The following is a 24,081-nucleotide window of genomic DNA, read 5'->3' as shown; positions in this document are numbered from 1 at the left end:
GACCTAGGATGGACGGCGAGCCGGCCCGGCGCGCCCGTCCACCCTGCTGCTTCCTTCAACCTGCAACGAGGCTGGCGAAACGGGCAAGATCGATGTTGCCGCCGCTGACCAGGATCCCGACCCGCTTGCCCTTCAGGCTGTCCTTCATGTTGCGCGCCGCCGCGAAGCCGAGGCAGCCGGTCGGCTCGACCACGATCTTCATGCGCTCGGCGAAGAAGCGCATGCATTGCACCAGCTCCTCGTCCGAGACCGTCAGGATGTCGTCGACGTCGCGCCGGATGATCGGGAAGGTCAGCTCGCCGAGGTGCTGGGTCTGGGCGCCGTCTGCGATGGTCTTGGGCGTGTCGATGTGCACGATGGCGCCCGAGCGGAACGATTGCTGGCCGTCGTTGCCGGCCTCCGGTTCGACGCCATACAGCGCGCACCGCGGCGCCAGCGCGCGCGTGGCCAGCGCCGATCCGGCCAGCAGGCCGCCGCCGCCCAGGCACACGAAGAAGGCGTCGAGCGCGCCGGTCTCCTCGAACAGCTCCTTGGCGGCCGTGCCCTGCCCCGCGATCACGTCGGCGTGGTCGTAGGGCGGAATCAGGGTCAGTCCGTGCCTGTCGGCGAGTTCGCGGCCGATCCGCTCGCGGTCCTCGCTGTAGCGGTCGTAGAACACCACCTTGCCGCCATAGCCCTGGGTGGCCGCCACCTTCGCCGCCGGCGCATCCTTCGGCATGATGATGGTGGCCGGCATGCCAAGCAGGCGCGCCGACAGCGCGATCGCCTGCGCATGGTTACCCGACGAGAAGGCCACCACGCCGGCGCGGCGCTGCTCCGGGCCCAGCTTCGACAGCGCGTTGTAGGCGCCGCGGAACTTGAACGCGCCCATGCGCTGCATGTTCTCGCACTTGAAGAACACCTCGGCGCCGAATTCCTCGTTCACGGTGCGCGAGGTCAGCACCGGGGTCCGGTTGGCGGCGCCGGCGATGCGGTTCGCGGCCTGGACGACATCGTCGTAAGTGGGAAGCGAAGGCTGGTTCATGGAATGGCATCCTTTATCGGGTCGTGGTCAAGCTGGACATTTTAGCCAGAACACTCCGGACTGTACAAAACCCGCAGGCGTGAAGCACCGAACAGAAGAATGGAAGCGGGAGGCGCAGACTACAGTTTCCGTGAAAGGAAACGACCATGAAGCGTCAACTCTGCCAACTCAGCCTGATTCTGGCTGCGGGCCTGGCCGCACCAGCGACCTTCGCCGGAGCCGACATCGTCAAATGCATCGACAACGCCGGCCACGTGACCCTGACCGACCAGCCCTGCACCAACGGCGCCGTGACCGTGCGCATGGCCAGCATGCCGGCCGCCGCCGACACCGCGCCCGCCCAGCCCTACCCGCTTACCGTCGAGCGCAGCAGCATGCCGCCGGCCGGCAGCCTGCAGCGCCACAGCGCGCCGCCGCGCGCCAAGGCCCAGGCCAAGCCGATACAGCGCGATGTCGCCACCATGAAAGAGGCGCGCGCCCAGTTCCTGCTCGGCGATACCGGCATCCGCGAGACCCTGGCCGGCCGCTGAAGCCCGAGAACCAGCCTCAGTGCAGGCGGCTGACGCTGACCAGGTGCGGCGGCGGCGGATTGTCGATCTCGCGCAGCAGTTCCAGCAGTTCCTCGTCCTTGATGAAGCTGGCGGACGAATGGCCTTCCAGCAGGCGCTCCGGCGGCATCGAACGCGCCACCGCATAACCCTGTACGTAGTCGACGCCGATCTCGCGCAGGGTCTGGACCGTGGCCGCGTCTTCCGCCCATTCGCCGATGGTCTTCATGCCCAGGTTCACCGCCAGGCTGACGATCGCCTCGACGATCGCCACGTTGGCCGGGTGCGCATTGATGTTGACGATGAAGTTGCCGTCGATCTTGAGCACGTCGGCCGGCAGCTCCTTCAGGTAGGAGAACGAGGTGTAGCCGGCGCCGAAGTCGTCCAGCGCGACCTTCACGCCGAAGTTGCGCACCTGGTCGATGAAGCGGCGCGTGTTGTCGAGGTCGTGCAGCGCCACGCTTTCCGTGATTTCCAGGCACAGGCGGCTGGCCACGTGCACATAGCGCCCCAGGATCTCGAAGGTGTCCTGCACGAAGCGTTCGTCGTTGAGCGAGGCGCCCGACAGGTTCATGCACACGAAACGGGTGTTGCACAGGTCGTCCGTATGCTCGGCGATCCAGGCCAGGGTGGTCGACAGCACCCAGCGGTCGATGACGCTGGCGCGCCCGCTCTTCTCGGCGGCGGCGATCACCGGACCGGCCGGCACCACGCGCCCATCCGGCTCGCGCATGCGCAGCAGCACCTCGAAGTTCAGCGATTCGCGCGGCGCCTTGAGCGACATGATCGGCTGCATCTCCAGCAGCAGGTTGTCGGTCGCGTTGGGGCCGGACAAGCGTTCGACCAGGTCCAGCTCGGCGGCGCGCTGGCGGAATGCGTCCGCGCCGCGCTCGTACACCACCAGGCCTTCGCCGGAGCCGGTCTTGGCTTCGCGGCAGGCGCGGTCGGCGGTCGAGACCGCGTCCTTCATCGCCATGCCCGGCACCACTTCGATCAGGCCGACCGAGCCGCGCACATGGAAGGCCTTGTCGCCCACCCGGTACGGGGTATTGCCGAGACGGTCGACGATGCCGCGCGCGATGATCGATGCCAGCGGGATCGCCGTTTCCGGCATCACGATCACGAATTCGTCGCCGCCGACGCGGCCGATCTGCTGGCCGCCGGCCAGCATCGTGCCCATCCGTTCGCACACCTGCTTGAGCACTTCGTCGCCGGCCGCGTGGCCGAACAGGTCGTTGATCAGCTTGAAGCGGTCGAGGTCGACGTAGGCCAGGGCCATCGGGCGCCCCGACGCCAGGCTGGCGGCGGCGCTGCTGAATTCCTTCTCGATGCCGCGCCGGTTGTAGACCTTGGTCAGCGGATCGTTGTTGGCCATGAAGCGCAGCTGTTCGGTGGCCTTGTATTTTTCGGTCGTATCCTGCAGCACGCCTTCGATGCGCGAGCGCGCCAGGGTGGCGCTGACCAGGAAACGCTGGCTGCCGTCGCGGCTGGTCAGTTCCATCTCGGCCTCGGCCTTGGCGTGCACCTGCTCGTGCAGGTCGGTCCAGCTGCTCTCGGTGAAGAACTGGCGCCAGGCGGTGCGGCCCGGCACGAAGGTGGCGATGCCCAGCATCTTCTGCAGCGCCGGGTTGACGCTGAGGAAGTGACCGTACATGTCGAGCGTGAACAGGCCGACCGGCATCGCCTGGTAGGCGTGCTCCAGCTCTTCCTGGGCTTCCTGGCGCTTCTCGGTTTCGCTGCGCATCTGCTCGGCCACCGCGAGCGCGGCCAGCAGGCTCGAGGCCAGCGCCGCGGTCACGCTGTTGATCACGCCCAGCAGTTCGCGCATGCCCAGCGCGGCCGCCGCGACTTCGGCCATCGAGGCCAGGAAGGTCAGCGCGAACGAGGCCGCGAACCACGAGGCCACACGGTTGCGCGATTCCACGATGATCTTGAACAGGCCGACCGTCATGACCGCGAAGCAGCACACCACGATCACCCACATCAGCGGCAGGTACAGGTGGTAAGGCAGGAAGAACGCGGCCAGCAGCATCGGCATGCACAGCCATTGCATGATGCGCATCGGCAGGACGTAGCGCATCTCCGCCAGGTGTTCCCTGAGCAGGGCCTGGTACAGGGTCAGGGTGGCGATGCCGTACAGGGTGATCGTGATGGAACGGCTGCGCAGCAGCCACTCGTAGGGAACGGTCTGCCCCAGCCACTGGATGTCCCAGCCGGCCGACAGCGCGCCCACGCGCAGGTTCAGGATCAGCCAGCCGGCGAACAGCACGTACAGCGGCTGGCGGTTGATCAGGGCGGTGATCAGGACGAACAGCGCCAGCACGATCATGCCGCCGTCGAGCAGGCCCGACTTGCGGTGGTACTGCTCGACCGAGAGGTCGAACTGCTCGGCCGGCCATTGCAGCACCGACAGGCGCGCCGGGCCGGAGAATCCGGCGCGGCACAGCAGCTGGCGCGGCATCGGCGCCAGGCGCAGCGCGAAGCCGGCCTTGGTCCCTTCCAGGGCGCCGCTGCCGCTGCCGCGGGTGGCGGCGCCGAGCGGGCTCAGGGTGGCGGCATCCCAGCAGGCGACATCGAGCGAATGGCGCGACGGGAATTCGATGACCTGCGCGCCGGCGCGCGGCATCGGCTCGAACGCGAACCAGACCGGCGCCTCGGACAGATGGGTTTCATGGGTATTGGTGAGCGGCCGGGCCTGCGCCCTGGCCAGCGCGGCGGCCGGGGTGAGCGCGCCCTCTTCCTGCACCGTCACATGCATCGACAGCGGGACGTCGCCGCTGGTGCGATAGGCGTCGTGCCAGAACAACAGCGCGACCAGGGAAACGATGCCGATCCCGATCGGAATCAGGTAATAACCGAAAAACTTCAACACCAGCTCCACAGCCGCATGAGCCGCGGCTGGCATGGAGGAACGACGCTGGGGTTCTAAAGTGGGCATAAGCGGTATCTTGGGATTCGTGCGGGCCGCCGTCACTACTGACAGCCTTGAGGCGCAAGGATACAGCTTTACCGTGATGCCGTCATGCAATAAATATTTAAGCTACAGCCATTTCGCAACGCTCAGCCGCCTGGTTCCCGACCATATGGCGCGGCAGCGCCAGCACCGGCGGCGGGGCTGCCGGACCGATATCGATGTCCGGGTGGTGCGTATTGAAGAAGAAGTTCAGCAGCGGATGACGGGCCTGGGTCCAGCGCTCCTCGAAGGTCGCGATCTCGAACGCCATCACGCGGTGTGGGATGTTCCCCACATGGCGCAGCGGCACCGGGCCCTGTTCCGGGAACACGTCGACGAACATCATCTGCTCGTACTGGCGGTCCACCGGCGGACGGCCGGTCGCGACCGAAAAGTCGATGGCGTTATCTTCGCAGTACATGAAGCAAGCCTTGATCAATGCCACTTTGACCATGCGGCCGACGCGGCCTTCATCGATGCCGAGACGGGTGGCCTCGACCAGGCGGCGGCCCTGCAGCCAGTCGGGCAGGACCACCGACTCCTCGACGCCCAGCGGACGGTAGAGGTTGGTGCGGATGCGGGTGCTGCCGAGCGCCGTGCCGTCCAGCTTGGATTCGGCGAGCAGCACGATGGTGTCGTCGTCGTAGTCGGCCGCTTCCGGCTGGGCCAGGGTGCGGGCGAAATCCGGCACGTGGCGGGCGTAGGCCGCGTGGCGGATGCGGACAGCCTTGAGCAGGTCCGCTTCGGTTTCCACCCGGCGGACAGTGAACGGCAGGCGCTCGATCGCGCGGCCGGCGGCCGCTTCACGTGCGGTGCGTGCACGCGACGCTTTCGGCGGGTTGAAAACGGCTGCAGGGAACAGCTCCATGTCGGGCTCCTAGTTGAGAAATTGAAACAGTTTTTGTCTGGTTCAAATTATCAATCCGCTTACCCGAAACTTAACTGATGAGCAGGAGTGCTTTTTACCCTCTATTTAAAATGCAACAAATGTTACTGCAGGTATTTAACAAGCTTGTATCATTCTTGCAGTTCCCGCAACGCGGATCGAGCTTCCCGGCGCCTCGCTGAACTCGGCCGTCAGGCGCGAGCGCATGCCCATGTCCTCGCCCTGCACGATCTCGACGCGCCCGCCGTGCGGCCAGCCGAGATCGCGCAGATAGCCCGCCAGCGCGGCCGTGCCGGCCCCTGTGGCCGGGTCTTCATAGACGCCGCCGGCAGCGAACGGATTGCGGGTATGGAACAGTTGCGCGTGCTCGGCCCAGGCCAGCACGACCGTGACCAGGCCGTGGGCGTTCATCAGCTTGCGCCCGGCGTCGAGCTCGTACTGCATGGCGGCCAGGCGTGCGCGGCTGTTCAGGGCCAGCACCAGGTGGTCGGCGCCGGCATGGGCCAGCGCGGGCGGAATCCGCGGGTCGAGGTCGGCCCGGCTGTAACCAAAAAGCAATAATGCCGAGTCGACAAGCGCGTCGGGCGCGGGACGGCTGTGCGTGGGCGGCGACTGCAGGGCGGCCCGCACGCGCTCGCCGTCGCGCCGGCCTTCGACCGTGATCGCGGCCGCGTTGAGGGCAAGGGGAAACACGCCGTCGCCGGCTTCGCGCGCCAGCGCCGCGCCCAGGGCGATGGTGGCGTGGCCGCAGAAGGGCACTTCGGCTTCAGGAGAGAAATAGCGCACCCGCCAGCCTGCGCCGGCGCGCGCCGCGAACGCGGTCTCGGAATAGCCGACCTCGTGCGCGAGGCGCTGCATCTCGGCTTCCGGCGGCAGCGCCGGGCCGATCCACACGCCGGCCGGGTTGCCGCCCTGGCCATTGTCGTCGAAGGCGGCGATGCGCTGGATCTCGTTCACGTTCATGGCAGTCCCTCCTGGAAGTCGAGAAACTGCCATGATAGCCCGGCCGGCGCGGCGCCGCTCCCACCCTGCCCTTCAGATGCTTGGGCAGCCCTGCTTCATCGCCTCGGCCATGTCCGCGGGGGCGACGTCGCGGATGTGGGTGGCCATCGACCAGCGGTGGCCGAACGGATCCTCCACCACGCCGTAGCGGTCGCCCCAGAACATGTCGGCCGGCGCCATGCGCCCGGTGGCGCCGGCCTCGACGGCCCGCTTGTAGGCGGCGTCGACGTCGGGCACCGCCAGGTGGAGCGTCACCGGCGTACCGGCCAGCGCCAGCGGCCCGTGCGCATCCCAGTCGGGAAATTCGTCCATCAGCATCACCATCGAATCGCCGATGCGCACCGCCGCATGGGCCAGCTTGCCGCCCGGTTCGGGCAGGCGCATCACTTCCTCGGCCCCGAACGCACGGGCATAGAACGCGATCGCCTCGGACGCTCCCGCGCAGACAAGGTGCGGGGTCACGGTATGCATGCCATCTTCCACTGGCTTCGTTGTATTCACGGGAATCTCCTCAGGATGGTTGGACAGCGGCGATGAAGGGCATGGACGACACTACGCTGTTGGGCAGCTTCGCGCAACTGCCGGATGGCTTGACACGCCACTTCGTCCCACCTGGTATGTAGATAGTCATCTCATTAGAAATCCATCGAATGAGTGTGCCGCTGAACGATGTCTTCAAGGCCATCGCCGACCCGATCCGGCGCGAGATCCTGCGCCTGCTGCGCCACGAGGAAATGAGCACGGGGACGTGGCGGCGCGCTTCGACGGCTCGGCGTGCGCACGCCCTGGAGCCTGGCCAGCGACCGGGTCTGGTATGCGACCTCGAGCGCAGCGGTGGGCTGGAAGCCTGATCGCTGCCGTGGCTGGCGGCGGGCAGGTGCATAATAAAGGCTGTTTCCACCCATCGCGGAAAGGAAGACACCCATGAAACCCCGCATGCTCATTGCTGCCGCGGCGCTGCTGGCCTTTAGCGCCACGGCCAGCAGCGCGCCGTCCAGCCTTAGCCCGGCGGACGAAGCCGCTGCGTTCAAGGCGGCCGGCTTCACGCTGAAGGGAAAGCAGTGGCGCCAGTGCGACGACCCGACGCCGACCTATTCGCCGGGCGAAGTCGCCGACGTGCGTGACCTGAACGGCGACGGACGGCCCGAGGCCGTCATCACCGAGGGCGGCACCTACTGTTTCGGGCACGCCGGCGCAGGGTACACGCTTGTGTCGAAACAGGCGAACGGCAGCTGGAAAAAGCTCACGGGCGGCACGGGCATCGCCACCTTCCTGCCCACCAAGGGCAAGGATGGCTGGCCGGACATCGAAGTCGGCGGCCCCGGCTTCTGCTTCCCGGTCGAACGCTGGAACGGCAAGGCATACGCGCTGAATCGGCATCAGTACGAGGGGAAATCCTGCCGGCCGAACCGCTGATCGGCAGGCCGGGAAACCAGCCCGTGCGGCGCATGGCGCTGGTCGAAGATGGCTGCTACGCAGTGGCCGGATGCGTCATGGCGAGCGCGCCCATTGAAGCGAGGGGATAAAGGATGCGCTGTCGGAAATCGAATTATGGCTCGCCCCTTCGATCACCTTGATGGTCGCGACGCCATGCCCGAATCGGGAAAGCAGCTGTGCCGTGCTCCGCGCCGGAATGATTTCATCATGCTGGGCTGAAATCAGCAAGGTCGGCGCCCTGACCATCGGAGCATGGCGCCAGGATTCGTATTTGTCCTTCAAGAGCCAGCGCACCGGGAAATACGGAAAATGCTGGGCAGCCAGTCCCTGCAGGCTGTCGAAAGGCGTGATCAGCACCAGTTTCGCGACGGGGCGCTGGCTCGCCAGCTGGATCGCCACGCCGGCGCCGAGGCTGCGGCCGATCACCACGATCTCGCCATGCCTGGCGGCGACATGGTCGAACACGGCCAGTGCATCCGCCACCAGCGCCGGTTCCGACGGCTTTCCCGTGCTGCCCGGATAGCCACGGTAATGCACGAGGTAGATGGCATGGTCGGGAAACGCGTGATCCAGCAGCGGCAGGCTGGCCGTCACGTCTTCCGCATTCCCGCCCAGGTAGATCAGCGCTCTCCGGCCTTGCGCGGGTCGTTCGGACACCTTGATCACCGCACCCGGGACGTCCAGGGTGAAGCCGGCCGGCGCGGGAAACATGGCGCTGCTCGGAGGAAAGTAAATCATGGATTGCTGGTAGAAGAACAGCCACAGGCAGGTGACCGCATAGACTGCGATGCCGGTAAGCATGATCACACCCAGTGTCTTCAGCATTTCATTGTGGCCCATGCGGAACCGGCCAGGCCGCCCAGCCGCTACCTGCCGAGCACCTCGTCCAGCCGCCGTGCAAGAAAATCCACCAGCGCCGCCACCCGCGGCGCCAGCGCGCCCTGTCGATAGAATACCGCCCAAACCGGCTGCGTCCAGGGCAAGCCGTGCGACGCCAGCACCGGCACCAGCCGTCCCGCCTCGACATCACGCCGCGTCAGGAAATCCGACAGCGACGCGATGCCCGCCCCCGCCAGCGCCAGGTGGCGCACCGTTTCGCCGCTGGACGCCCGGATCGAGGGCGTCACCGTCCAGCCTTCCGCGCCGCCGTGCGCCAGCGGCCAGGTGTTCAGGGACACCGGCGCCGTGAACCCCAGGGTCCGGTGCCGCTCCAGCTCGGCCGGTTCGGCCGGCACGCCATGCCGTTCCAGATAAGCGGGCGCGGCCAGCACGCGCAGGTGGGTCGTGCCCAGGCGGCGCGCGTTGAGCGTCGAATCGGGCAGCGCGCCGATGCGGATCGCGAGGTCGGCGCGCTCCTCGATCAGGTCGACATAGGTCTCGCCGCTGACCAGCTCCAGCTGCACCAGCGGATACGCATCCAGGAATTCCGGCACCAGCGGCGCCAGCAGGTGGTCGAGCGCGGGCGTGGCCGCGTTCACGCGCACCAGCCCCGACGGCTGCGAGCGCCGCGCCTGCGCCTCGGCCTCGGTATGGGCCAGGTCCGCCAGCAGGCTGCGCGCCCGTCCCAGCAGCCAGGTCCCCTCTTCCGTCAGTTGCAGGCGCCGCGTCGTGCGGTGCATCAGGGTCAGGCCCAGCCGCTCCTCGAGGCGCGAGATGGTGCGCGACACGCCCGACGGCGTCTGCCCCAGCCGCTCGGCCGCGGCCGAGAACGAGCCCGTATCTATGACGGTGGAAAATACTATCAAGGCGTCGACATCCAGCATTTGTGACTCCGAATCAAAAGTATAGTGTATGCCAACGGGTTTTTCCTTGTCGTCGAGAACGGCACACTGCATGCCTACTTCAGGGAACCTCGAAAAACCGTGGCGGGCGACAGCAATGCTGGCCGGAAGCGCAGCTGTACGAGAAGTACAGCGAGCTTCGCAGGCCCCGGCGGCCCCGCCGGCAGTGCAGCGCGCAGCAGGTTTGTCGGGGTTCCCCTCAATCGGCAACAAGGAGAACTTTATGCCACTCGCACTCTGGGCGCTCACGCTGAGCGCCTTCGCCATCGGCACGACCGAATTCGTGATCGTCGGCCTGATTCCCACCATCGCCGCCAGCCTGGGGGTGTCGGTCCCGTCGGCCGGCCTGCTGGTGAGCCTGTACGCGCTGGGCGTGGCCGTCGGCGCGCCGGTGCTGACCGCCCTCACCGGCCGCGTGCCGCGCAAGCAATTGCTGCTCGCCCTGATGGCCCTGTTCACGATCGGTAACCTGGTCGCCTGGATGGCGCCGAACTACAGCGCCCTGATGGCCGCGCGCGTGCTCACCGGCCTGGCGCACGGCGTCTTCTTCTCGATCGGCTCGACCATCGCCACCGGCCTGGTGGCGAAGGAAAAGGCCGCCAGCGCGATCGCCCTGATGTTCACCGGCCTGACCGTGGCCCTGGTCACCGGCGTGCCGCTGGGAACCTTCATCGGCCAGCACCTCGGCTGGCAGGCCACCTTCCTGGCCGTCTCGCTGCTGGGCGTCGTCGCCATGATCGGCAGCTGGATCCTGGTGCCGTCGACGATCGCCGGCAGCAAGCCCAGCAGCCTGCTGACCCAGCTGGGCGTGCTGAAGAAGCCGCGCCTGCTGCTGGTGTACGCCATGACCACCCTCGGCTATGGCGGCACCTTCGTCGCCTTCACCTACCTGGCGCCGATCCTGCAGGAAGTCTCGGGCTTCGCGGCGGGCACCGTCAGCCTGGTGATGCTGGTGTACGGCGTGTCTGTGGCCGCCGGCAATATCTGGGGCGGCAAGCTGGCCGACCGCCATGGTCCGGTGCGCGCCCTGCAGATCGTGTTCATCCTGCTGGCCGTGGTGCTGGCGGTGCTGACCTTCACCGCGCCGAGCAAGACGCTGGTGCTGATCACGGTCCTGGCCTGGGGTGCGGTCGCCTTCGGCAACGTGCCCGGCCTGCAGGTGTACGTGGTGCAGCGCGCCGAGCGCGACGCCCCGCATGCCGTCGACGTGGCCTCGGGCCTGAACATCGCCGCCTTCAACGTCGGCATCGCGCTGGGCGCCTGGGGCGGCGGCCTGATCGTCGCCAGGCTCGGCCTGATGGCCACGCCGCCGATCGGCGCCCTGATCGTGGTCGGCGCCCTCGCCCTGACCACCCTGGCCGGCTGGCTCGACCGTCGCGACGGCGTGCCCGCCAGGGCCGCCGCCGGCCGCAGCGCCGTCGTCACCCACTAACTTCAAGAAAAGGATTCATATGAACATGCCACAACTCGGCCTCGGCACTTTCCGCCTGCAGGGCCAGCAAGCCATCGATTCGGTCCGCAACGGCCTCGAACTGGGCTACCGCCACATCGATACCGCCCAGATCTACGGCAACGAGGCCGAGGTCGGCCAGGCGCTGCACGATGCCGGCGTGGCGCGCGGCGAGGTCTTCGTGACCACCAAGGTCTGGACCGAGCACCTGGCCGCCGACCGGCTGGCCGACAGCCTGAAGGAGAGCCTGCGCAAGCTGCGCGTCGAGCAGGTCGACCTGGCCCTGATCCACTGGCCCTCGCCCGGCGGCGCCGTGCCGCTGCGCGAGTCGATGCAGGCGCTGCTGGCGGCGCGCGAGGCCGGCCTGGCGGCGGCGATCGGCGTGTCGAACTTCCCGGTGGCCCTGGTGCGCGAGGCGATCGCCGCGGTCGGCGCCGCCAACATCGCCACCAACCAGGTCGAGCTCCACCCTTACCTGCAGAACCGCGAGCTGCTGCGCTTCGCCGGCGACGCCGGGATCCACGTCACCGCCTATATGCCGTTGGCCTATGGCAAGGTGCTGGACGACCCGATCATCGGCGCGGTCGCCCGGCGCCATGGCGCCACCGCGGCCCAGGTGAGCCTGGCGTGGCTGCTGGCCAAGGGCATCGCGGTGATCCCGTCGTCGACCCGGCGCGAGAACCTGGCCGGCAACCTGCAAGCCGCCGGCCTGGCATTGAGCGCGCAGGACTGCGCCGCCATCGACGCCCTCGACCGGGGCGAGCGCCTGGTCAGCCCGGACTTCGCCCCGCAGTGGGATTGAGCGCTCCGAGGCCTACTGGTCGAGCTCCGGGTAGTGGCGAAAGATGCCGTTCTCGTTGAAGGGGATGCGGCGCTCGGAAGCCAGGTAGGCCGCGATGTTCGGCCGCGCCGCGACCCGGTCGCGCAACGCGCCCAGGGCCGGGTACTCGGTCTCGGTGAGCTGCATTGCCTTCGGGAAGGCATAGCGCAAGCCTTCGATGACCTGGAACAGCGACAGGTCGGCATAGGTCAGCCTGTCGCCCGACAGGAATTCGCGCGGCTCGGGGTTGGTCAGCAGGCGCGAGAAATAGCCGAGGAACTTGGGCAGGCGCTCTTCGATGAAGTCGGCCGAGCGCCGCAAGGCTTCCGGCTTCTGGTCTTCGTAGTACAGCGAGGTGGCGATCGGATGGTGGGTGTCGTGCACCTCGGTCACCAGGTCGGCGATGGTCAGCTGCAACTGGTGCACCCACAGCCGGCCCGGATCGGTGCGCGGCGCCAGGCCGTGCTGCTCGCCCAGGTACAGCAGGATGTTGGACACCTGGCCGATGGTCAGCTCGCCCACCTTCAGGAAGGGCGGAGCGAACGAGGGGTATTCCTCGACCTCGAGGGCCGCCATCAGGAGGTCGGTGCCGCCCTGGCGTCGCGCCACGTCCACATACCCGGCGCCGGCTTCCTCGAGCGCCAGCCTGACGAATTCCCCTCGGCCCTGGATACCAGGCCAGTAGTAAAGTTCATACACCATCGCTTGCCTCCGGTCTCGTGCGGTTTGGCGCAATTATCGATGATGAAACCGAAGCGTGTCGCCGCACAATCATGGTAGAGTTACTTGCCAGCCCAGCAAAAACAATAAGTCGACAATGCGAGAGAGACCATGATGACTACTCCTTTTGTTGGTTCGCCACCACTTAATTTCTTTCATCCAGGCACGAGCTGAAAATTCGGCAGATAATTGCGGCGCGGAATTCAATTCCGCTGAGCATGCTTACCCTGCAGGGTGAGCGCACGCAGTTTAAAGACTGGACGCCGTTGCGGCGTCCGCCCTTTTTCGCCGAATGGAGCGCTCGATGAACCTCGCTCACCTGACCAAACCGATGCATGGCATTGCCCGCCGCCTGCGCTTGCTGCGCTACTGGCGCGAGCACCAGGCGCTGGGCCGGCTCGACCTCGTGCGCCGCTTCGCCGACGCCTCGCCGAAAGGCGACCTGTTCGACCACCTGGCAGACCGCGACTACCTGGCCAAGGGCCTGAGCGCGCAGGAGCGCGTGCAGTGCCTGCTGTCGCATTACCGCTTCGAGGACGGCAAGTTCAATCCGGCCTACAAGCAGGCCGTGTACGGCGGCGCCGGGCTCACGCTATGGCAGCACGACGGCGGCGGCAGCAGCTTCGCGCTGCGCCTCGAGATGGCCCCGCGCCACGACGCCGAGGGCGACCTCACCATCTCGCTGGTCGCCGACGGCAAGTACCTGCACCGCCTGTCCTATACCTGGGTCGATGGCGCCTTCGCCAACGTCAGCCTGCCGACCGTGCCCTTCGTCACCCGCAACCAGGGCCGCTGGACCGATTCCGGCGCGGCCTTCGAAGCCTTCGAGCGCGTGTTCCCGAACAACTCGCCCAGCTTCTTCTGCTTCGCCGCGATGCAGGGCGTGGCCCAGGCGCTGGGCATGGACCGGGTGGTGGCGGTGCGCTGCACCTCGCACGTCGGCTACGAGCCCGACGACGCGCGCCACTACGAGAACGCCTACGACGGCTTCTGGAAGATCCTGGGCGGCGTCGAGATGGACGAGCGCAGCTACCTGATCCGCCTGCCGTTCTACCTCAAGCCGCTCGAAGACATGCCCTCCAAGCACCGCAAGCGCGCGGCCCTGCGGCGCGAAAACTGGCGCGCGATCGGCGATTCCACCCGCAGCGCGATGCTGCGCCACATGGTATCGGCCGACACCGCCGCCGCCAAGGTGGCGGCCAGCGCGCCGGCCGCGGCCGAGGCCTGATCACGCACGCTGCCTGATCGGCGATCATCCCTCTTTGTGTTCACACTGGGGGATTCGCCTGGTGAACGCCAAGGTCCAGGACCGCTTCGCCGAAGGCCTGCTGCTGACCCTGGTCGAGGACGGCCCGAAGGCCCTGTCCATGCCGGAAGACTATGCCGTGCGCGCCAACCTGATGTGGACCGCGACGCTCGCGCTCAACGGCCTGATCGGCGTGGGCGTGCCGCAGGACTGGGCGACCCACATGATCGGCCACGAGCTGACCGCGCTGTACCAGCTCGACCATGCCCAGACCCTGGCGGTGGTGCTGCCGGCGATGCTTCGCGTGCGCCGCGAAGCCAAGCGCGCCAAGCTGCGGCAGTACGCGGCGCGCGTCTGGAACCTGGCCGAGGGCGACGAGGATGCGCGCATCGACGCGGCGATCGAACGCACCGAGGACTTCTTCAGGAGCATGGGCGTGCCGACCCGCCTGCCGGGTTATGGGCTGGGGTGCGAACACATCGAGCCGGTCCTGAAAGCGCTGGAAGCACACCGCATGACCAGGCTGGGCGAGGATCGCGGCGTGACGCTCGAGGTCAGCCGCCAGGTGCTGGAACGCTGCCTGTCATCGCCGGCCGCGGCTGGCGCGCCACCCGGCCGCGCCAGCCGGCATCACCCCATCCATTGACACATTCGCCACGCATGGCCGGGACCGTGGTACACTTTCGCCTTCGCTAGGGGTCCTGGAACGATTGTTCCGGGTGAGAGATACCCTCCGTACCTGATCTGGATAATGCCAGCGAAGGAAAGCGCAACGCAGCTCCCATCCTTGTTTGCCCTTCCCCCACGTTGGCTCCGGCTTTTGAAAAAAGCAGCGCGCCCGTGGCGTGCGAAAACGAGCAAACCATGACATTCACCCTGAAACAAACCGTCCTCGCCTGCGCCATCGTGCAGGCATTCTCCGCTTCGGCCCAGGAAGCCGTGCAATCGGTGGTCGTCACCGGCGCCAAGTGGGTCACCAGCGACCGCGCCGGCATCGGCGGCTTCTCCGACGCCCCGCTGCTGGACACCCCGGCCTCGATCACCGCGCTGACCCAGGACCAGATGCGCGACCTGCAGATCCGCAGCGCCACCGACGCCGCCCGCTTCGACGCCTCGGTGGGCGACGCCTACAACACGGTCGGCTATGCCGAACAGTTCTCGATCCGCGGCTTCGCCCTCGACAACGCCACCAGCTACCGCAAGGACGGCATCGCGATCCCTGCCGACACCCAGATCCCGCTCGAGAACAAGGAACGCATCGAGATCCTGCACGGCCTGGCCGGCCTGCAGGCCGGCGTCGCGGCGCCGGGCGGCATGGTCAACTACGTCACCAAGCGCCCGACCACTACGCCGCTGCGCATGGCGACGCTCGAAGCGCGCGAGCGCGGCACCGTGTACGGCGCGATCGACCTGGGCGGCCGCTTCGAGGACCGCCGCTTCGGCTACCGCGTCAACGCCGCCGCCGAGGACCTGAAGTCCTATGTGCGCGGCGCCGACGGCGAGCGCCAGTTCGTGTCCGCCGCCTTCGACTGGCAGATCAGCCCGAACGCGCTGTTCCAGGTCGACCTCGACCACCAGCACAAGTCGCAGATCACCGCGCCGGGCTACCAGCTGATCCGCAACGAAGTCCTGCCGACCGGCGTCTCGCCCAAGACCCTGCTGAACGACCAGTCCTGGACCCGCCCGGTCGACACCGACAGCAGCAACCTCGGCCTGCGCTTCGCATACCGCTTCAACGACAACTGGAACGCCACCGTCAACGCCAACAAGCACTGGTTCAAGCGCGACGACTACACCGCCTTCCCTTACGGCTGCAGCAATGAGGGCGAAGGCTACTACCCGGGCTACTGCTCGAACGGCGACTACGACGTCTACGACTACCAGAGCGTGGGCGAGCGCAAGACCCCGTTCGGCGTGCAGGCCATGCTGCAGGGCCGCTTCGCGACCGGGGCGGTGCGCCACGCCCTCACCGCCGGCCTGGCCTACTCGGAGCGCCACGACAGCTTCGGCGAGTACGTCTACGACTACGTCGGCTACAGCAACATCTACCAGAACCTGAGCGTGCCGCCGGTGTCGAGCGATCGCACCACCGGCCCCGTGATGGAACGCCGCAGCGACCGCGAGCGCGCCGTGTTCGTGCAGGACGTGATCACGCTGTCTCCGCGGTTCACCGTGCACGCCGGCCTGCGCCACGTGAAGCTGGACCGCGCCGAGTTGCCCGTGCCCGAGCTGCCATGGGTGCGCGCGAAGGACTCGTTCACCCTGCCGAGCGTGGCGCTGGTCTACAAGCCGGTCCAGGACTGGAGCGTGTACGGCGCGCTGAGCCATGGCCTGCAGTACGGCGGCATCGCGCCGATGGAAACCCGGAACGAGAACACCGCCCTGCCCCCCGGCCGCTCGAAGTCGGCCGAAGTCGGCGTGAAAGGCATGGTCGGCAACCAGATGCTGCTGTCGGCCTCCCTGTTCGAGATCCGCCAGGGCCTCGAATACACGAATGCCGAGAACTTCTTCGTGCACGCCGGCGAGCAGAAGCACCGCGGCCTGGAACTGTCGGCCCAGGGCAAGGCCACCCGCGACCTGAGCTACAACCTGTCCCTGATGGCGCTCGATACCGACCAGGAGGAAACGGGCGATCCGGGCACCGAAGGCAAGCGCGTGACCAACGTGCCGAAGTTCCGCTCCAGCGCCTGGGTCGAGTACGCCGTGCCGCAACTGCCGGGCCTGAAGCTGGACGCGATCTGGCAGTATTCGGGCAGCAAGGCCTTCGATCCCGCCAACCGCATGGTCGTTCCCGACTACCACGTGTTCGGCTTCGGCGGCGCGTATGTCCTGCGCCTCGGGAACGTGAACACCACGATCCGCGCGCGCGTCGACAACGCCTTCGACAAGTTCTACTGGCGCGACGTGACGCAGGCGCTGGGCGGCTACCTGCTGCCGGGCGCGCCGCGCAGCTTCCGCGTGTCGGCGGAGTTCAGCTTCTAGGCGGGACCAAGCAGGCCTTCCACCTGCCGCAGCCGCTGCGGCAGGCTTCCTTCCAGCAGGACGTAGGGGATGCCCCTTGCGTCCAGCGTCTCCAGCAGCATCCGGTGCACCATCTGGCGCACCGCATCCGATTCGCGCATCAGGCCATCCGGCTCCCACGGGCTGTCGGGCGCCGTGACGAAGGTCCGGGCATAGTCGTGGCGCGTGTCGAGCGCCGCCAGCTGCGGATCCACCCTGCCCCAGTACACGCGGCTGTACAGCGCCGTCATCAGGGGCGTGGTGTCGCAGAACAGGAAGCGCCGCGCACGCGCGAGCGCCTGGTCCTCGCGTTCGAGCTGGGTGCGGGCGATCCCGAACTGGTCGTGTTCGAACGGCACGCGCCCCCGGGTGTCGACGAACTCGCGCAGGTATTCCGGCACCCATACGCTGCCGTAATGCCGCGCCAGCGCGTCCGACAGGGTCGACTTGCCGGACGACTCGGCGCCGAGGATCGCGATCTTTTCCACTTGCGCCATCATGCATCCCTCCGTGCGATGTTGCCCCAGGCGCGCAGCCCGGTCCAGGCCAGCAGCACGAACACGCCGTACAGCACGGCGGTCAGCATCAGGCCTTTATACACGTACAGGCCCACGTACAGCACGTCGACCACGATCCAGACGTGCCAGTTCTCGACCTTCTTGCGGCCCAGCAGGAGCTGGCCGACCAGGCTGCCGGCGGTCAGGAAGCCGTCCGCATGCGGCACGTCGGTGTCGGTGAAGTGCCGCAGGAAGCTCGACAGCACCAGGTAGCCGAGCAGCCAGGCGGCCAGCGACCACGCCCAGCCCGAGGGCTTGAGGCGGGTGACCACCAGCGGCTTGTCGCCGGCGCCGTGCAGCCACTGGTACCAGCCCCATACCGAAGCCGCGATGAACACGAACTGCAGTCCCATGTCGCCGTACAGGCGGGCCTCGAAGAACACCGCGGCATAGGTGCCTGAGGAGACGATCGAGAACAGCCAGGCCCAGTGCTTCTGGCGGATGTTGAGCACGACGGTGGTGGCGGCCAGCAGGAAGGAAACCAGTTCGAGCGGCGTGGTGGTGAGGCCCAGCAGGGAAAGCGAGTCGTTCATTCGGTCGGAGTGTGGGGCGGCACAAGCAAAAAGGCCGCGGCGAACCTTCTTCGCCGCGGCCCCGTCAGGCGCTTGCCTGGTTTACTTCTTCGGGTACTTGATCGTCATTTCCTTGAGCAGGTTGTCGGCCTGGTCGACCTCCTTCATCACCCACAGCATGTAGCGGATATCGACGTGGATCGCGCGCGTGATGTCGCTGTCGAAGTACCAGTCCTTGGTGATCGACTCGTAGGTCGAATCGAAGTTCAGGCCGACCAGTTCGCCGCGCTTGTTCATCACGGCCGAACCCGAGTTGCCGCCGGTGGTGTCGGCGCTCGACAGGAAATTGACCGGCACGGTGTTCAGGACCGGGTCCTTGAACACGCCATAGCGCTTGGCCTTGACCGCCTCGGTCAGCGAGGCCGGCACGATGAACGGGTCCTTGCTGGTCGCCTTCTCGGTGATGCCCTCGACGGTGCTGAACGGGCCCTTCACCAGGCCGTCGCGCGGCGAGTACGGCGCCACCGTGCCGTAGGTCACGCGCAGGGTCGAGTTCGCGTCCGGGTAGACCGGCTTGCCCTGCGATTTCTTCCAGGCGATCACGGCCGACATGTACTGCGGGATCACGCGTTCCAGGTTGCCGTCGATGTCGTTGCGGCGGTGTTCCAGCGCCAGGCCGGTGTCGTGCAGGCGCACGGCCAGCTGGATGAAGGGGTCGTTCGACTTGCGGAAGGCGTCCGCATCGCGGCCGATCCAGGCCAGGCGCTTCGCGGTGTCGGACAGCTCGCTGGCCTTGACCATGTCCGGAAGTGAGGTCAAGGCCGGCAGCAGCGGATCCAGGCCCTGCGGGCGCAGCCTGGCGTCGATGCGCGCGTAGCGCTGCAGCGCGGCGTTGAAGCGGGCTTCGTCGACGCCCGCGACGAACGACTGCTCGAGGCGGGTCAGGCGCGCCTTGATGAACGACAGGTCGCGCTCCTGGTAGCCGGCTTCGCGCTGGGCGTCCGGCTTCTGGCGCTCGAGCGCCAGGCGGTACAGGGTGCGCGCGCTCTTGAGCAGGTCGCTGTGGGTCGCTTCGTTCCACGCGGCTTCCTGGCGCGACTGCGCCATGTCGGCGGCGATCACGGCGTCGAGGTCGGCCAGCAGGGTCCTGCCGCCATTGCCGTTGCCGCTCTGCTTGTACCAGGCGCGGAACTCGGCGTCCTGCACGTCCTTGATGGCGGCGATGTCCTTGCGCGCGAAGCCGTCGAGCAGGCCCTGGGTCTTCTTCAGCACGTTGTTCAGGCTCTTGGCCACGCTCGCGTAGCGCACGTCCGAGGCCGGGTTGCCGTGGGTGGCGGCCGCGATCACCGACAGGTCGGCGGTGATGGTGGCGACCTTGGCCGGGAAGTCGACGTCGCGCGCGAAGCGGATTTCCGACGGCAGCTTGTAGCGGCTGGTGCGGCCCGGGTAGCCGGCCAGCAGGATCGGGTCGCCGTTCTTCAGGCCTTCGGCCGAGACCACCAGGAAGTCCTTCGACTTGTACGGCACGTTGTCGGGCGACGGATCGGCCGGGCGGCCATCCCTGCCGACATAGGCGCGCAGGAAGGAGTAGTCGCCGGTCTGGCGCGGCCATTCGTAGTTGTCGATGTCGCCGCCGAAGTTGCCGATGCGGTCGGACGGCGCGTGCACCAGGCGCACGTCGCGGATCATCAGCTGCTTGATGCGGTAGTACTCGAGCCCGCGGTGGAAGGCCGGCACCGAGCAGCGGTAGGCCTTGTCGGTCTCGCATTCGGCGATCAGGGCCTTGATGCGCGACTCGACCAGCTCATGGCGTTCGCGGCCGGACATGGCCGGCGACAGGCCCTTGAGCACGCGCTCGGTGACGTTCTCGACCTTCTCGGTCACGTACACCAGGGTGTTCGGGCCGCCCGGCAGTTCCTCGGCGCGGGTCTTCGCCAGGAAGCCGTTGACGATGTAGTTCTTTTCCGGGGTCGAGTTGCGCTGGATCGCACCGTAGGCGCAATGGTGGTTGGTCACGACCAGGCCGTCCGGCGAGACGAACGAGGCCGAACAGCCGCCCAGCGACACGATGGCGCTCATCGGATGCTTGCCCAGGTCGTTCAGCTTGTCGGCCGGGATGGTGATGCCGATGCGCTTGAGTTCGGACTTGAGCTGCGGCAGCTGGTGCGGTTGCCATTGGCCCTCGTCGGCGACCGCGACAGTCGCCGCGCCCAGCAGGGCGACAGGCAGGACGATGGATTTGAACAAGGTAGACCCCAGGATGAAAAAAAGCAATCCGCGAGTATAGCGCCGTTGCCGGATGCCGGGAGTGGTTTTCGCGCGTATTGACGGGACTTCGCGCCTGCCGGGCCGTGACAAATTCATGACAAATGCCGCCCATGTCACTCATACAATCTTGCCTTTTTTGACAGGGTACACTGCCATGAACATTGCCATGAACACTGCCGGGATCGCGTCGCTGTTGTTGAGCGCCGCGCTGGCGACCGCCCCCGCCCACGCCCTGGACCAGGCCGCCATGGCGCAGGCACAGGGCCAAGTGCACGACCTGGCCAGCCAGTTCGTCAAGGTCTGGGACCGGAATGCCGCCACCTCGCCGGCCGACTTCGTCAAGGATTTCAAGGCCACGATCGGCGCCCGCTTCCCTGCCTTCTACGGCATCGAACGATATGAAGGCAGGAAGACGCAAGCCCAGCGCGACGCCGAGATCGCGGCGGCGTACACGGAATTCCCGGCGCTTCGCGACGCCTATATCGCGAAGGTCGAGACCTTCGCGCGCGAGCTGCCCGCCCACGTCAAGTCCTTCAAGGCGGCGTTCCCCGATTATCCGCAGGCCAGCGATATCTGGTTCGTTCACTCGCTGGGCGAGATGGACGGCGGCAAGCGCCGCCTCGATGGCCGCCTGGTCTTCATCTTCGGCGCCGACCTCATGACCAAGGTGCACGGCAAGGGCCACGTCGCGCCCTTCTTCCACCATGAACTCTTCCATGACTACCAGGTCCTCGAATGCAAGGAAGAGAAGATGTGGATGTCGCTGTGGCGCGAGGGCATGGCGGGCTATGTGGCCAAGGCCCTGAATCCGTCGGCCACCGAGGCCGAGCTGGGGTTCGACCTGCCGGCGAACATGGCGCGCGACACCGACGCCCAGATGCCGCGCGCCCTGGAACACCTGCAGGCCAACCTGGACTCGAACGACCAGGAAGTCTACAGCGGCCTGTTCCTGCGCCGCGGCGACAAGACCGGCATGCCGGCGCGGCGCGGCTACTACCTGGGCTACCTCGTGGCGCAGGAAGCCGCCAAACGCTACGACCTGCAGACCCTGGCCAGGCTGGATTGCGCCACGGCGCGCGACTTCGTGTTCTCCGCGGTGGAGCGCCTGCGCGGCGCCGCCGCAGCCGGCATGCCCTAGCCGCCGCAGTCCGCGATGTCGCTCGACTGCACAGGGGCCGTCGATTCTTCCGTGTGGCAAAAAAAAGCAAGCTATACTTTTCCAACTGGCCGCCTGGTCAGCGAAAAGAGGAGAACGAGATGCATCGACTATCGCTGGCCGGGACGGAACTCGAATATTTCCACGTCTGCGCCTTTTTCAACAGCCGGGACGAAGAGTACGCCATGCTGTCTCCTTTCTTCAACGAAGCAGTCGCCCAGGACGAGAAGAACCTGCATATCGTTAATCCGGCCAACGGCCAGGACCATCGCCGGCGCCTGGCCGAGGCCGGCATGGATGTTCCGCACTGCGAAGCATGCGGCCAGCTCGAAATGCTGGACTGGCACCAGACCTACCTCGACGAGACGGGCCGCTTCAGCAAGGACAGGATGCTCGCCACCGTCGACCACCTGACCGGGAGCGGCCGCGACACGGGGTTCGGGCGCGTGCGGATCATGGGCGACATGGACTGGGTCTTCGCCGGGACGCCGGGCGCCGCCGACATTCTCGAATACGAGGCCGAGGTCAACGACGTCCTGACGCGCAACAGGCAGCCTGCGGTGTGCGTGTACGATATCGCCAAGCTGTCCGGCTCGATGATGATCGACATCCTGCGCACCCACCCGCTGACCCTGATCGGCGGCGTGGTGCAGGAAAATCCCTTCTATACGCCGGCTGCCGACATGCTGGCGGAACTGCGGGCGCGCAAGCGTGCCTGAAGTCGGCGGTCCGGGTCGGACGAGCGCCAGCCCGGCCGGCATGCAGGCGCATGGCGCCGGCATGGATGCCGGAGAAGCGCAGCGCGGCATCCGCGACCTCATGGGACTGCTCGCGCTGTCCGCCATGTGGCTGGGCAAGGATGGGCAGACCGTCCTGCAGCTGATGGCGCAGGCCGTCGAGCGCATGGTGTCGCTGCGCTTCAGCTATATCGAGGCGAGCATCCTGGCCGGCGAAGAACACAGTGTGTTCGTGCGCGCCGACGGGTGCGAGGCGCCGCCTGCGGCGCTCGCGGACTGGAAGCGCGCCTCCGCCGCCTGGCCCAGGCTCGCGAGCATGTCGGTGGCGACCAATGCATTCCAGCCGACCCCGATCGGGTCGATGCGCATGGTCCGGCTCGAACTCGGCCTCAGCACCCTCGGCGGCGGCGCCTGGTTCGGCTCGGACGCGCCGGATTTCCCTACCGGTACCGATCTCGCCATCCTGCGCGCCGCCGCCTCGCTGGCCGCCACCGGTTTGCAGGCCGCGCGCATGCAGCACGCCCAGGAAGAATCCGACCGGCTGAAAGACGAGTTCCTGGCGATGCTGGGACACGAACTGCGCAATCCGCTGGCGCCGATCCGGGCCGGCGCCGGGATCTGGCAGAACGAGGGCGTCACGGTCGAGCAAATCCAGCGTACCGGCGCCATCATCGAACGCCAGGTCCAGCACCTGACCCACCTGGTGGACGACCTGCTCGACGTCTCGCGGCTGTCGACCGGCGCCGTCGTGCTCGAGACCGAAGGCATCGACATGCGCGAGGTCATCGGGGTGGCCATCGAACAGACCCGCGGCTACATCGAGGACAAGGGGCACCGCCTGCTGACCTGCATTCCCGCGGCCCCGTTCCCGATCGAGGGCGACCAGAAGCGGCTGATCCAGATCCTGTCGAACCTGCTCAACAACGCAGCCAAGTACACGCCGGCCGGCGGCGAGATCACCCTGTCGCTGCGCGCCACGGACCAGGCGGTGTCGGTGTGCGTGGCCGACAACGGCATCGGCATCGAACGCGACATGCTCGCCAGGGTCTTCGAGCTCTTCACCCAGGTCAGGCGCTCCACCGACCGGACCGACGGCGGACTGGGCGTCGGCCTGGCGCTCGCGCGCAAGCTGGTCGACCTGCACGGCGGCAGCCTGCGCGCGACCAGCGAGGGACTCGGGCACGGCACCCAGGTCGTCATGACCCTGCCGAAGGCCGCTCCCGTGACGGCTTCCCCGCTTGCGGCCGCGGCGCCGGCGGGCGCCGCGCGCGATGCCGCCTGCTGCAAGGTGCTGGTGGTCGACGATAACGAGGATGCCGGCAACACGATGGGCATGCTGCTCGATGCGCTGGGCCACCGGAGCGCGGTGGTGCACCATCCGCAGGCGGCGCTCGACCTGGCGCCCGGCTTCCAGCCCGACGTCTTCCTGCTCGATATCGGACTGCCGGGGATGGACGGCTACGAACTGGCGCGCCGCCTGCGCCGCCTGCCGGGCCTCGGCCGCTTCAGCCTGGTCGCGCTGACCGGCTTCGGCCAGGCGCACGACCAGCGCGAAGCCTTCGACGCCGGATTCGATTTCCATTGCACCAAGCCGGTGGACATCGCGGTGCTGGGCGCCATCTTCGCGCAGATCGCCGCAGCGCGCCACGCCCCGCCCGCGGGCGGGAACCCGACGCCGCCCCGCTAGCCGGCCCGATGCTCAGCCGCGCTCGCGGCGCCTCGGTCTCGACGTTGACGGCGGTGCCGTCCTGCCCGGCGACGCCGAAACCCCACCATGTCGACGCCGCCGTGAACACGGTAGGGTCAGAGTCACATTACCAGGAAACTTCCAAAAATTTCTAACAATTCGACTCCGACCCTGGCATTGCACCAAGCAGCCTCTACCCTAAACAATTAGGGTCAGAGTCTAATGCCGTTAAGTTAGGGATGGCGGACGTCGGAGTCGGCGTTCTGGATAGCGTTGCGGTTTGGCTTTGGTGACCCG

General features: G+C 67.2%; 21 protein-coding genes, 1 pseudogene and 1 riboswitch. Of the genes and pseudogenes, 11 read left to right on the top strand and 11 right to left on the bottom strand.

Annotation, left to right across the window (positions count from 1 at the left end):
• Window positions 1-55 precede the first annotated feature (55 nt).
• The gene (locus H162_RS0114260; protein ID WP_020654154.1) at window positions 56-1,024 is read right to left on the bottom strand and encodes a threo-3-hydroxy-L-aspartate ammonia-lyase; all 969 of its coding nucleotides are present in this window, start codon (window positions 1,022-1,024) and stop codon (window positions 56-58) included.
• 146 nt (window positions 1,025-1,170) lie between these two features.
• Between H162_RS0114260 and H162_RS0114255 the strand changes: the two genes are divergently transcribed.
• The gene (locus H162_RS0114255; protein ID WP_020654153.1) at window positions 1,171-1,554 is read left to right on the top strand and encodes a DUF4124 domain-containing protein; all 384 of its coding nucleotides are present in this window, start codon (window positions 1,171-1,173) and stop codon (window positions 1,552-1,554) included.
• A gap of 16 nt (window positions 1,555-1,570) precedes the next feature.
• On the opposite strand, the gene H162_RS0114250 is transcribed toward H162_RS0114255, so the two are convergent.
• From H162_RS0114250 to H162_RS0114235, 4 genes are all read right to left on the bottom strand, one after another.
• The gene (locus H162_RS0114250) at window positions 1,571-4,444 is read right to left on the bottom strand and encodes a putative bifunctional diguanylate cyclase/phosphodiesterase (protein ID WP_229452075.1); all 2,874 of its coding nucleotides are present in this window, start codon (window positions 4,442-4,444) and stop codon (window positions 1,571-1,573) included.
• 163 nt (window positions 4,445-4,607) lie between these two features.
• Window positions 4,608-5,393, bottom strand: coding sequence for an N-acyl amino acid synthase FeeM domain-containing protein (locus H162_RS0114245; protein ID WP_020654151.1), 786 nt, complete (start codon window positions 5,391-5,393; stop codon window positions 4,608-4,610).
• Window positions 5,394-5,528: 135 nt separating this feature from the next.
• A complete protein-coding gene (locus tag H162_RS0114240) occupies window positions 5,529-6,374 on the bottom strand; it encodes a PhzF family phenazine biosynthesis protein (protein ID WP_020654150.1) in 846 nt (281 codons plus the stop codon).
• A 72-nt stretch (window positions 6,375-6,446) separates the two neighbouring features.
• Window positions 6,447-6,884 carry a VOC family protein gene (locus H162_RS0114235; protein WP_051109935.1) on the bottom strand — a complete coding sequence of 146 codons (438 nt, stop codon included), beginning with the start codon at window positions 6,882-6,884 and terminating at the stop codon, window positions 6,447-6,449.
• A gap of 179 nt (window positions 6,885-7,063) precedes the next feature.
• On the opposite strand from H162_RS0114235, the gene H162_RS35275 reads away from it, so the two are divergent.
• Together H162_RS35275 and H162_RS0114225 are read left to right on the top strand one after the other, a co-directional pair.
• Window positions 7,064-7,264 carry a hypothetical protein gene (locus H162_RS35275; RefSeq protein WP_020654148.1) on the top strand — a complete coding sequence of 67 codons (201 nt, stop codon included), beginning with the start codon at window positions 7,064-7,066 and terminating at the stop codon, window positions 7,262-7,264.
• Between the two features lie 73 nt (window positions 7,265-7,337).
• The gene (locus tag H162_RS0114225; protein ID WP_040787468.1) at window positions 7,338-7,829 is read left to right on the top strand and encodes a hypothetical protein; all 492 of its coding nucleotides are present in this window, start codon (window positions 7,338-7,340) and stop codon (window positions 7,827-7,829) included.
• A 75-nt stretch (window positions 7,830-7,904) separates the two neighbouring features.
• On the opposite strand, the gene H162_RS0114220 is transcribed toward H162_RS0114225, so the two are convergent.
• Complete coding sequence (locus tag H162_RS0114220) at window positions 7,905-8,675, bottom strand: alpha/beta hydrolase (RefSeq protein ID WP_026354640.1); 771 nt, start codon at window positions 8,673-8,675, stop codon at window positions 7,905-7,907.
• A 41-nt stretch (window positions 8,676-8,716) separates the two neighbouring features.
• Window positions 8,717-9,613: a LysR family transcriptional regulator gene (locus tag H162_RS0114215; RefSeq protein ID WP_020654145.1), complete on the bottom strand. Its 897-nt coding sequence runs from the start codon at window positions 9,611-9,613 to the stop codon at window positions 8,717-8,719.
• Between the two features lie 241 nt (window positions 9,614-9,854).
• On the opposite strand from H162_RS0114215, the gene H162_RS0114210 reads away from it, so the two are divergent.
• A complete protein-coding gene (locus tag H162_RS0114210; RefSeq protein ID WP_020654144.1) occupies window positions 9,855-11,063 on the top strand; it encodes an MFS transporter in 1,209 nt (402 codons plus the stop codon).
• Between the two features lie 19 nt (window positions 11,064-11,082).
• A complete protein-coding gene (gene dkgB, locus H162_RS0114205; RefSeq protein WP_020654143.1) occupies window positions 11,083-11,883 on the top strand; it encodes a 2,5-didehydrogluconate reductase DkgB in 801 nt (266 codons plus the stop codon).
• Between the two features lie 12 nt (window positions 11,884-11,895).
• Here dkgB and H162_RS0114200 read toward each other — a convergent pair whose 3' ends face one another.
• Window positions 11,896-12,603, bottom strand: a complete 708-nt coding sequence (locus tag H162_RS0114200; protein ID WP_020654142.1) for a glutathione S-transferase — start codon at window positions 12,601-12,603, stop codon at window positions 11,896-11,898.
• Between the two features lie 322 nt (window positions 12,604-12,925).
• Between H162_RS0114200 and H162_RS0114195 the strand changes: the two genes are divergently transcribed.
• The 3 genes and pseudogenes from H162_RS0114195 (at window position 12,926) to H162_RS0114185 (ending at window position 16,849) form a co-directional block, all read left to right on the top strand.
• The gene (locus tag H162_RS0114195) at window positions 12,926-13,849 is read left to right on the top strand and encodes a DUF535 family protein (protein WP_020654141.1); all 924 of its coding nucleotides are present in this window, start codon (window positions 12,926-12,928) and stop codon (window positions 13,847-13,849) included.
• Window positions 13,850-13,925: 76 nt separating this feature from the next.
• Window positions 13,926-14,450: pseudogene (locus H162_RS30920) on the top strand (NADH-dependent alcohol dehydrogenase); the annotation flags it as partial.
• Window positions 14,451-14,551: 101 nt separating this feature from the next.
• Window positions 14,552-14,650, top strand: a riboswitch (TPP riboswitch).
• A gap of 81 nt (window positions 14,651-14,731) precedes the next feature.
• The gene (locus tag H162_RS0114185) at window positions 14,732-16,849 is read left to right on the top strand and encodes a TonB-dependent siderophore receptor (protein ID WP_026354639.1); all 2,118 of its coding nucleotides are present in this window, start codon (window positions 14,732-14,734) and stop codon (window positions 16,847-16,849) included.
• Here H162_RS0114185 and H162_RS0114180 read toward each other — a convergent pair.
• From H162_RS0114180 to H162_RS0114170, 3 genes are all read right to left on the bottom strand, one after another.
• A complete protein-coding gene (locus tag H162_RS0114180; RefSeq protein WP_020654138.1) occupies window positions 16,846-17,367 on the bottom strand; it encodes an AAA family ATPase in 522 nt (173 codons plus the stop codon). The two genes, H162_RS0114185 and H162_RS0114180, sit on opposite strands and share 4 nt — an antisense overlap.
• A complete protein-coding gene (pnuC, locus tag H162_RS30915) occupies window positions 17,364-17,957 on the bottom strand; it encodes a nicotinamide riboside transporter PnuC (protein WP_020654137.1) in 594 nt (197 codons plus the stop codon). Before pnuC ends, H162_RS0114180 begins: the two co-directional genes overlap by 4 nt.
• Before the next feature lie 81 nt (window positions 17,958-18,038).
• Complete coding sequence (locus H162_RS0114170; protein WP_020654136.1) at window positions 18,039-20,183, bottom strand: S46 family peptidase; 2,145 nt, start codon at window positions 20,181-20,183, stop codon at window positions 18,039-18,041.
• A 175-nt stretch (window positions 20,184-20,358) separates the two neighbouring features.
• On the opposite strand from H162_RS0114170, the gene H162_RS0114165 reads away from it, so the two are divergent.
• The 3 genes from H162_RS0114165 to H162_RS30910 all read left to right on the top strand — a co-directional run bounded on the left by H162_RS0114165 (window position 20,359) and on the right by H162_RS30910 (window position 23,784).
• Window positions 20,359-21,342 (top strand): DUF2268 domain-containing putative Zn-dependent protease, encoded by a 984-nt coding sequence (locus H162_RS0114165; protein ID WP_156885611.1) that lies wholly within the window; start codon window positions 20,359-20,361, stop codon window positions 21,340-21,342.
• Window positions 21,343-21,461: 119 nt separating this feature from the next.
• Window positions 21,462-22,079, top strand: a complete 618-nt coding sequence (locus H162_RS0114160; RefSeq protein ID WP_020654134.1) for an MEDS domain-containing protein — start codon at window positions 21,462-21,464, stop codon at window positions 22,077-22,079.
• Window positions 22,072-23,784: a hybrid sensor histidine kinase/response regulator gene (locus H162_RS30910; RefSeq protein ID WP_156885610.1), complete on the top strand. Its 1,713-nt coding sequence runs from the start codon at window positions 22,072-22,074 to the stop codon at window positions 23,782-23,784. The genes H162_RS0114160 and H162_RS30910 overlap by 8 nt, the downstream gene beginning before the upstream one ends.
• Window positions 23,785-24,081: the final 297 nt, after the last annotated feature.

This window comes from Massilia niastensis DSM 21313 (assembly GCF_000382345.1).
Lineage (GTDB): Bacteria > Pseudomonadota > Gammaproteobacteria > Burkholderiales > Burkholderiaceae_D > Telluria > Telluria niastensis.
The sequence above is the reverse complement of the archived record's forward strand: the minus strand, read 5'-3'. Positions and strand labels throughout refer to the sequence as shown.

Coding starts and splice junctions, on each gene's coding strand:
- H162_RS0114260 (WP_020654154.1), bottom strand. CDS start 1,024: ATGAACCAGCCTTCGCTTCCCACTTACGACGATGTCGTCCAGGCCGCG.
- H162_RS0114255 (WP_020654153.1), top strand. CDS start 1,171: ATGAAGCGTCAACTCTGCCAACTCAGCCTGATTCTGGCTGCGGGCCTG.
- H162_RS0114245 (WP_020654151.1), bottom strand. CDS start 5,393: ATGGAGCTGTTCCCTGCAGCCGTTTTCAACCCGCCGAAAGCGTCGCGT.
- H162_RS0114240 (WP_020654150.1), bottom strand. CDS start 6,374: ATGAACGTGAACGAGATCCAGCGCATCGCCGCCTTCGACGACAATGGC.
- H162_RS0114235 (WP_051109935.1), bottom strand. CDS start 6,884: ATGCATACCGTGACCCCGCACCTTGTCTGCGCGGGAGCGTCCGAGGCG.
- H162_RS35275 (WP_020654148.1), top strand. CDS start 7,064: ATGAGTGTGCCGCTGAACGATGTCTTCAAGGCCATCGCCGACCCGATC.
- H162_RS0114225 (WP_040787468.1), top strand. CDS start 7,338: ATGAAACCCCGCATGCTCATTGCTGCCGCGGCGCTGCTGGCCTTTAGC.
- H162_RS0114220 (WP_026354640.1), bottom strand. CDS start 8,675: ATGCTGAAGACACTGGGTGTGATCATGCTTACCGGCATCGCAGTCTAT.
- H162_RS0114215 (WP_020654145.1), bottom strand. CDS start 9,613: ATGCTGGATGTCGACGCCTTGATAGTATTTTCCACCGTCATAGATACG.
- H162_RS0114210 (WP_020654144.1), top strand. CDS start 9,855: ATGCCACTCGCACTCTGGGCGCTCACGCTGAGCGCCTTCGCCATCGGC.
- dkgB (WP_020654143.1), top strand. CDS start 11,083: ATGAACATGCCACAACTCGGCCTCGGCACTTTCCGCCTGCAGGGCCAG.
- H162_RS0114200 (WP_020654142.1), bottom strand. CDS start 12,603: ATGGTGTATGAACTTTACTACTGGCCTGGTATCCAGGGCCGAGGGGAA.
- H162_RS0114195 (WP_020654141.1), top strand. CDS start 12,926: ATGAACCTCGCTCACCTGACCAAACCGATGCATGGCATTGCCCGCCGC.
- H162_RS0114185 (WP_026354639.1), top strand. CDS start 14,732: ATGACATTCACCCTGAAACAAACCGTCCTCGCCTGCGCCATCGTGCAG.
- H162_RS0114180 (WP_020654138.1), bottom strand. CDS start 17,367: ATGATGGCGCAAGTGGAAAAGATCGCGATCCTCGGCGCCGAGTCGTCC.
- pnuC (WP_020654137.1), bottom strand. CDS start 17,957: ATGAACGACTCGCTTTCCCTGCTGGGCCTCACCACCACGCCGCTCGAA.
- H162_RS0114165 (WP_156885611.1), top strand. CDS start 20,359: ATGAACATTGCCATGAACACTGCCGGGATCGCGTCGCTGTTGTTGAGC.
- H162_RS0114160 (WP_020654134.1), top strand. CDS start 21,462: ATGCATCGACTATCGCTGGCCGGGACGGAACTCGAATATTTCCACGTC.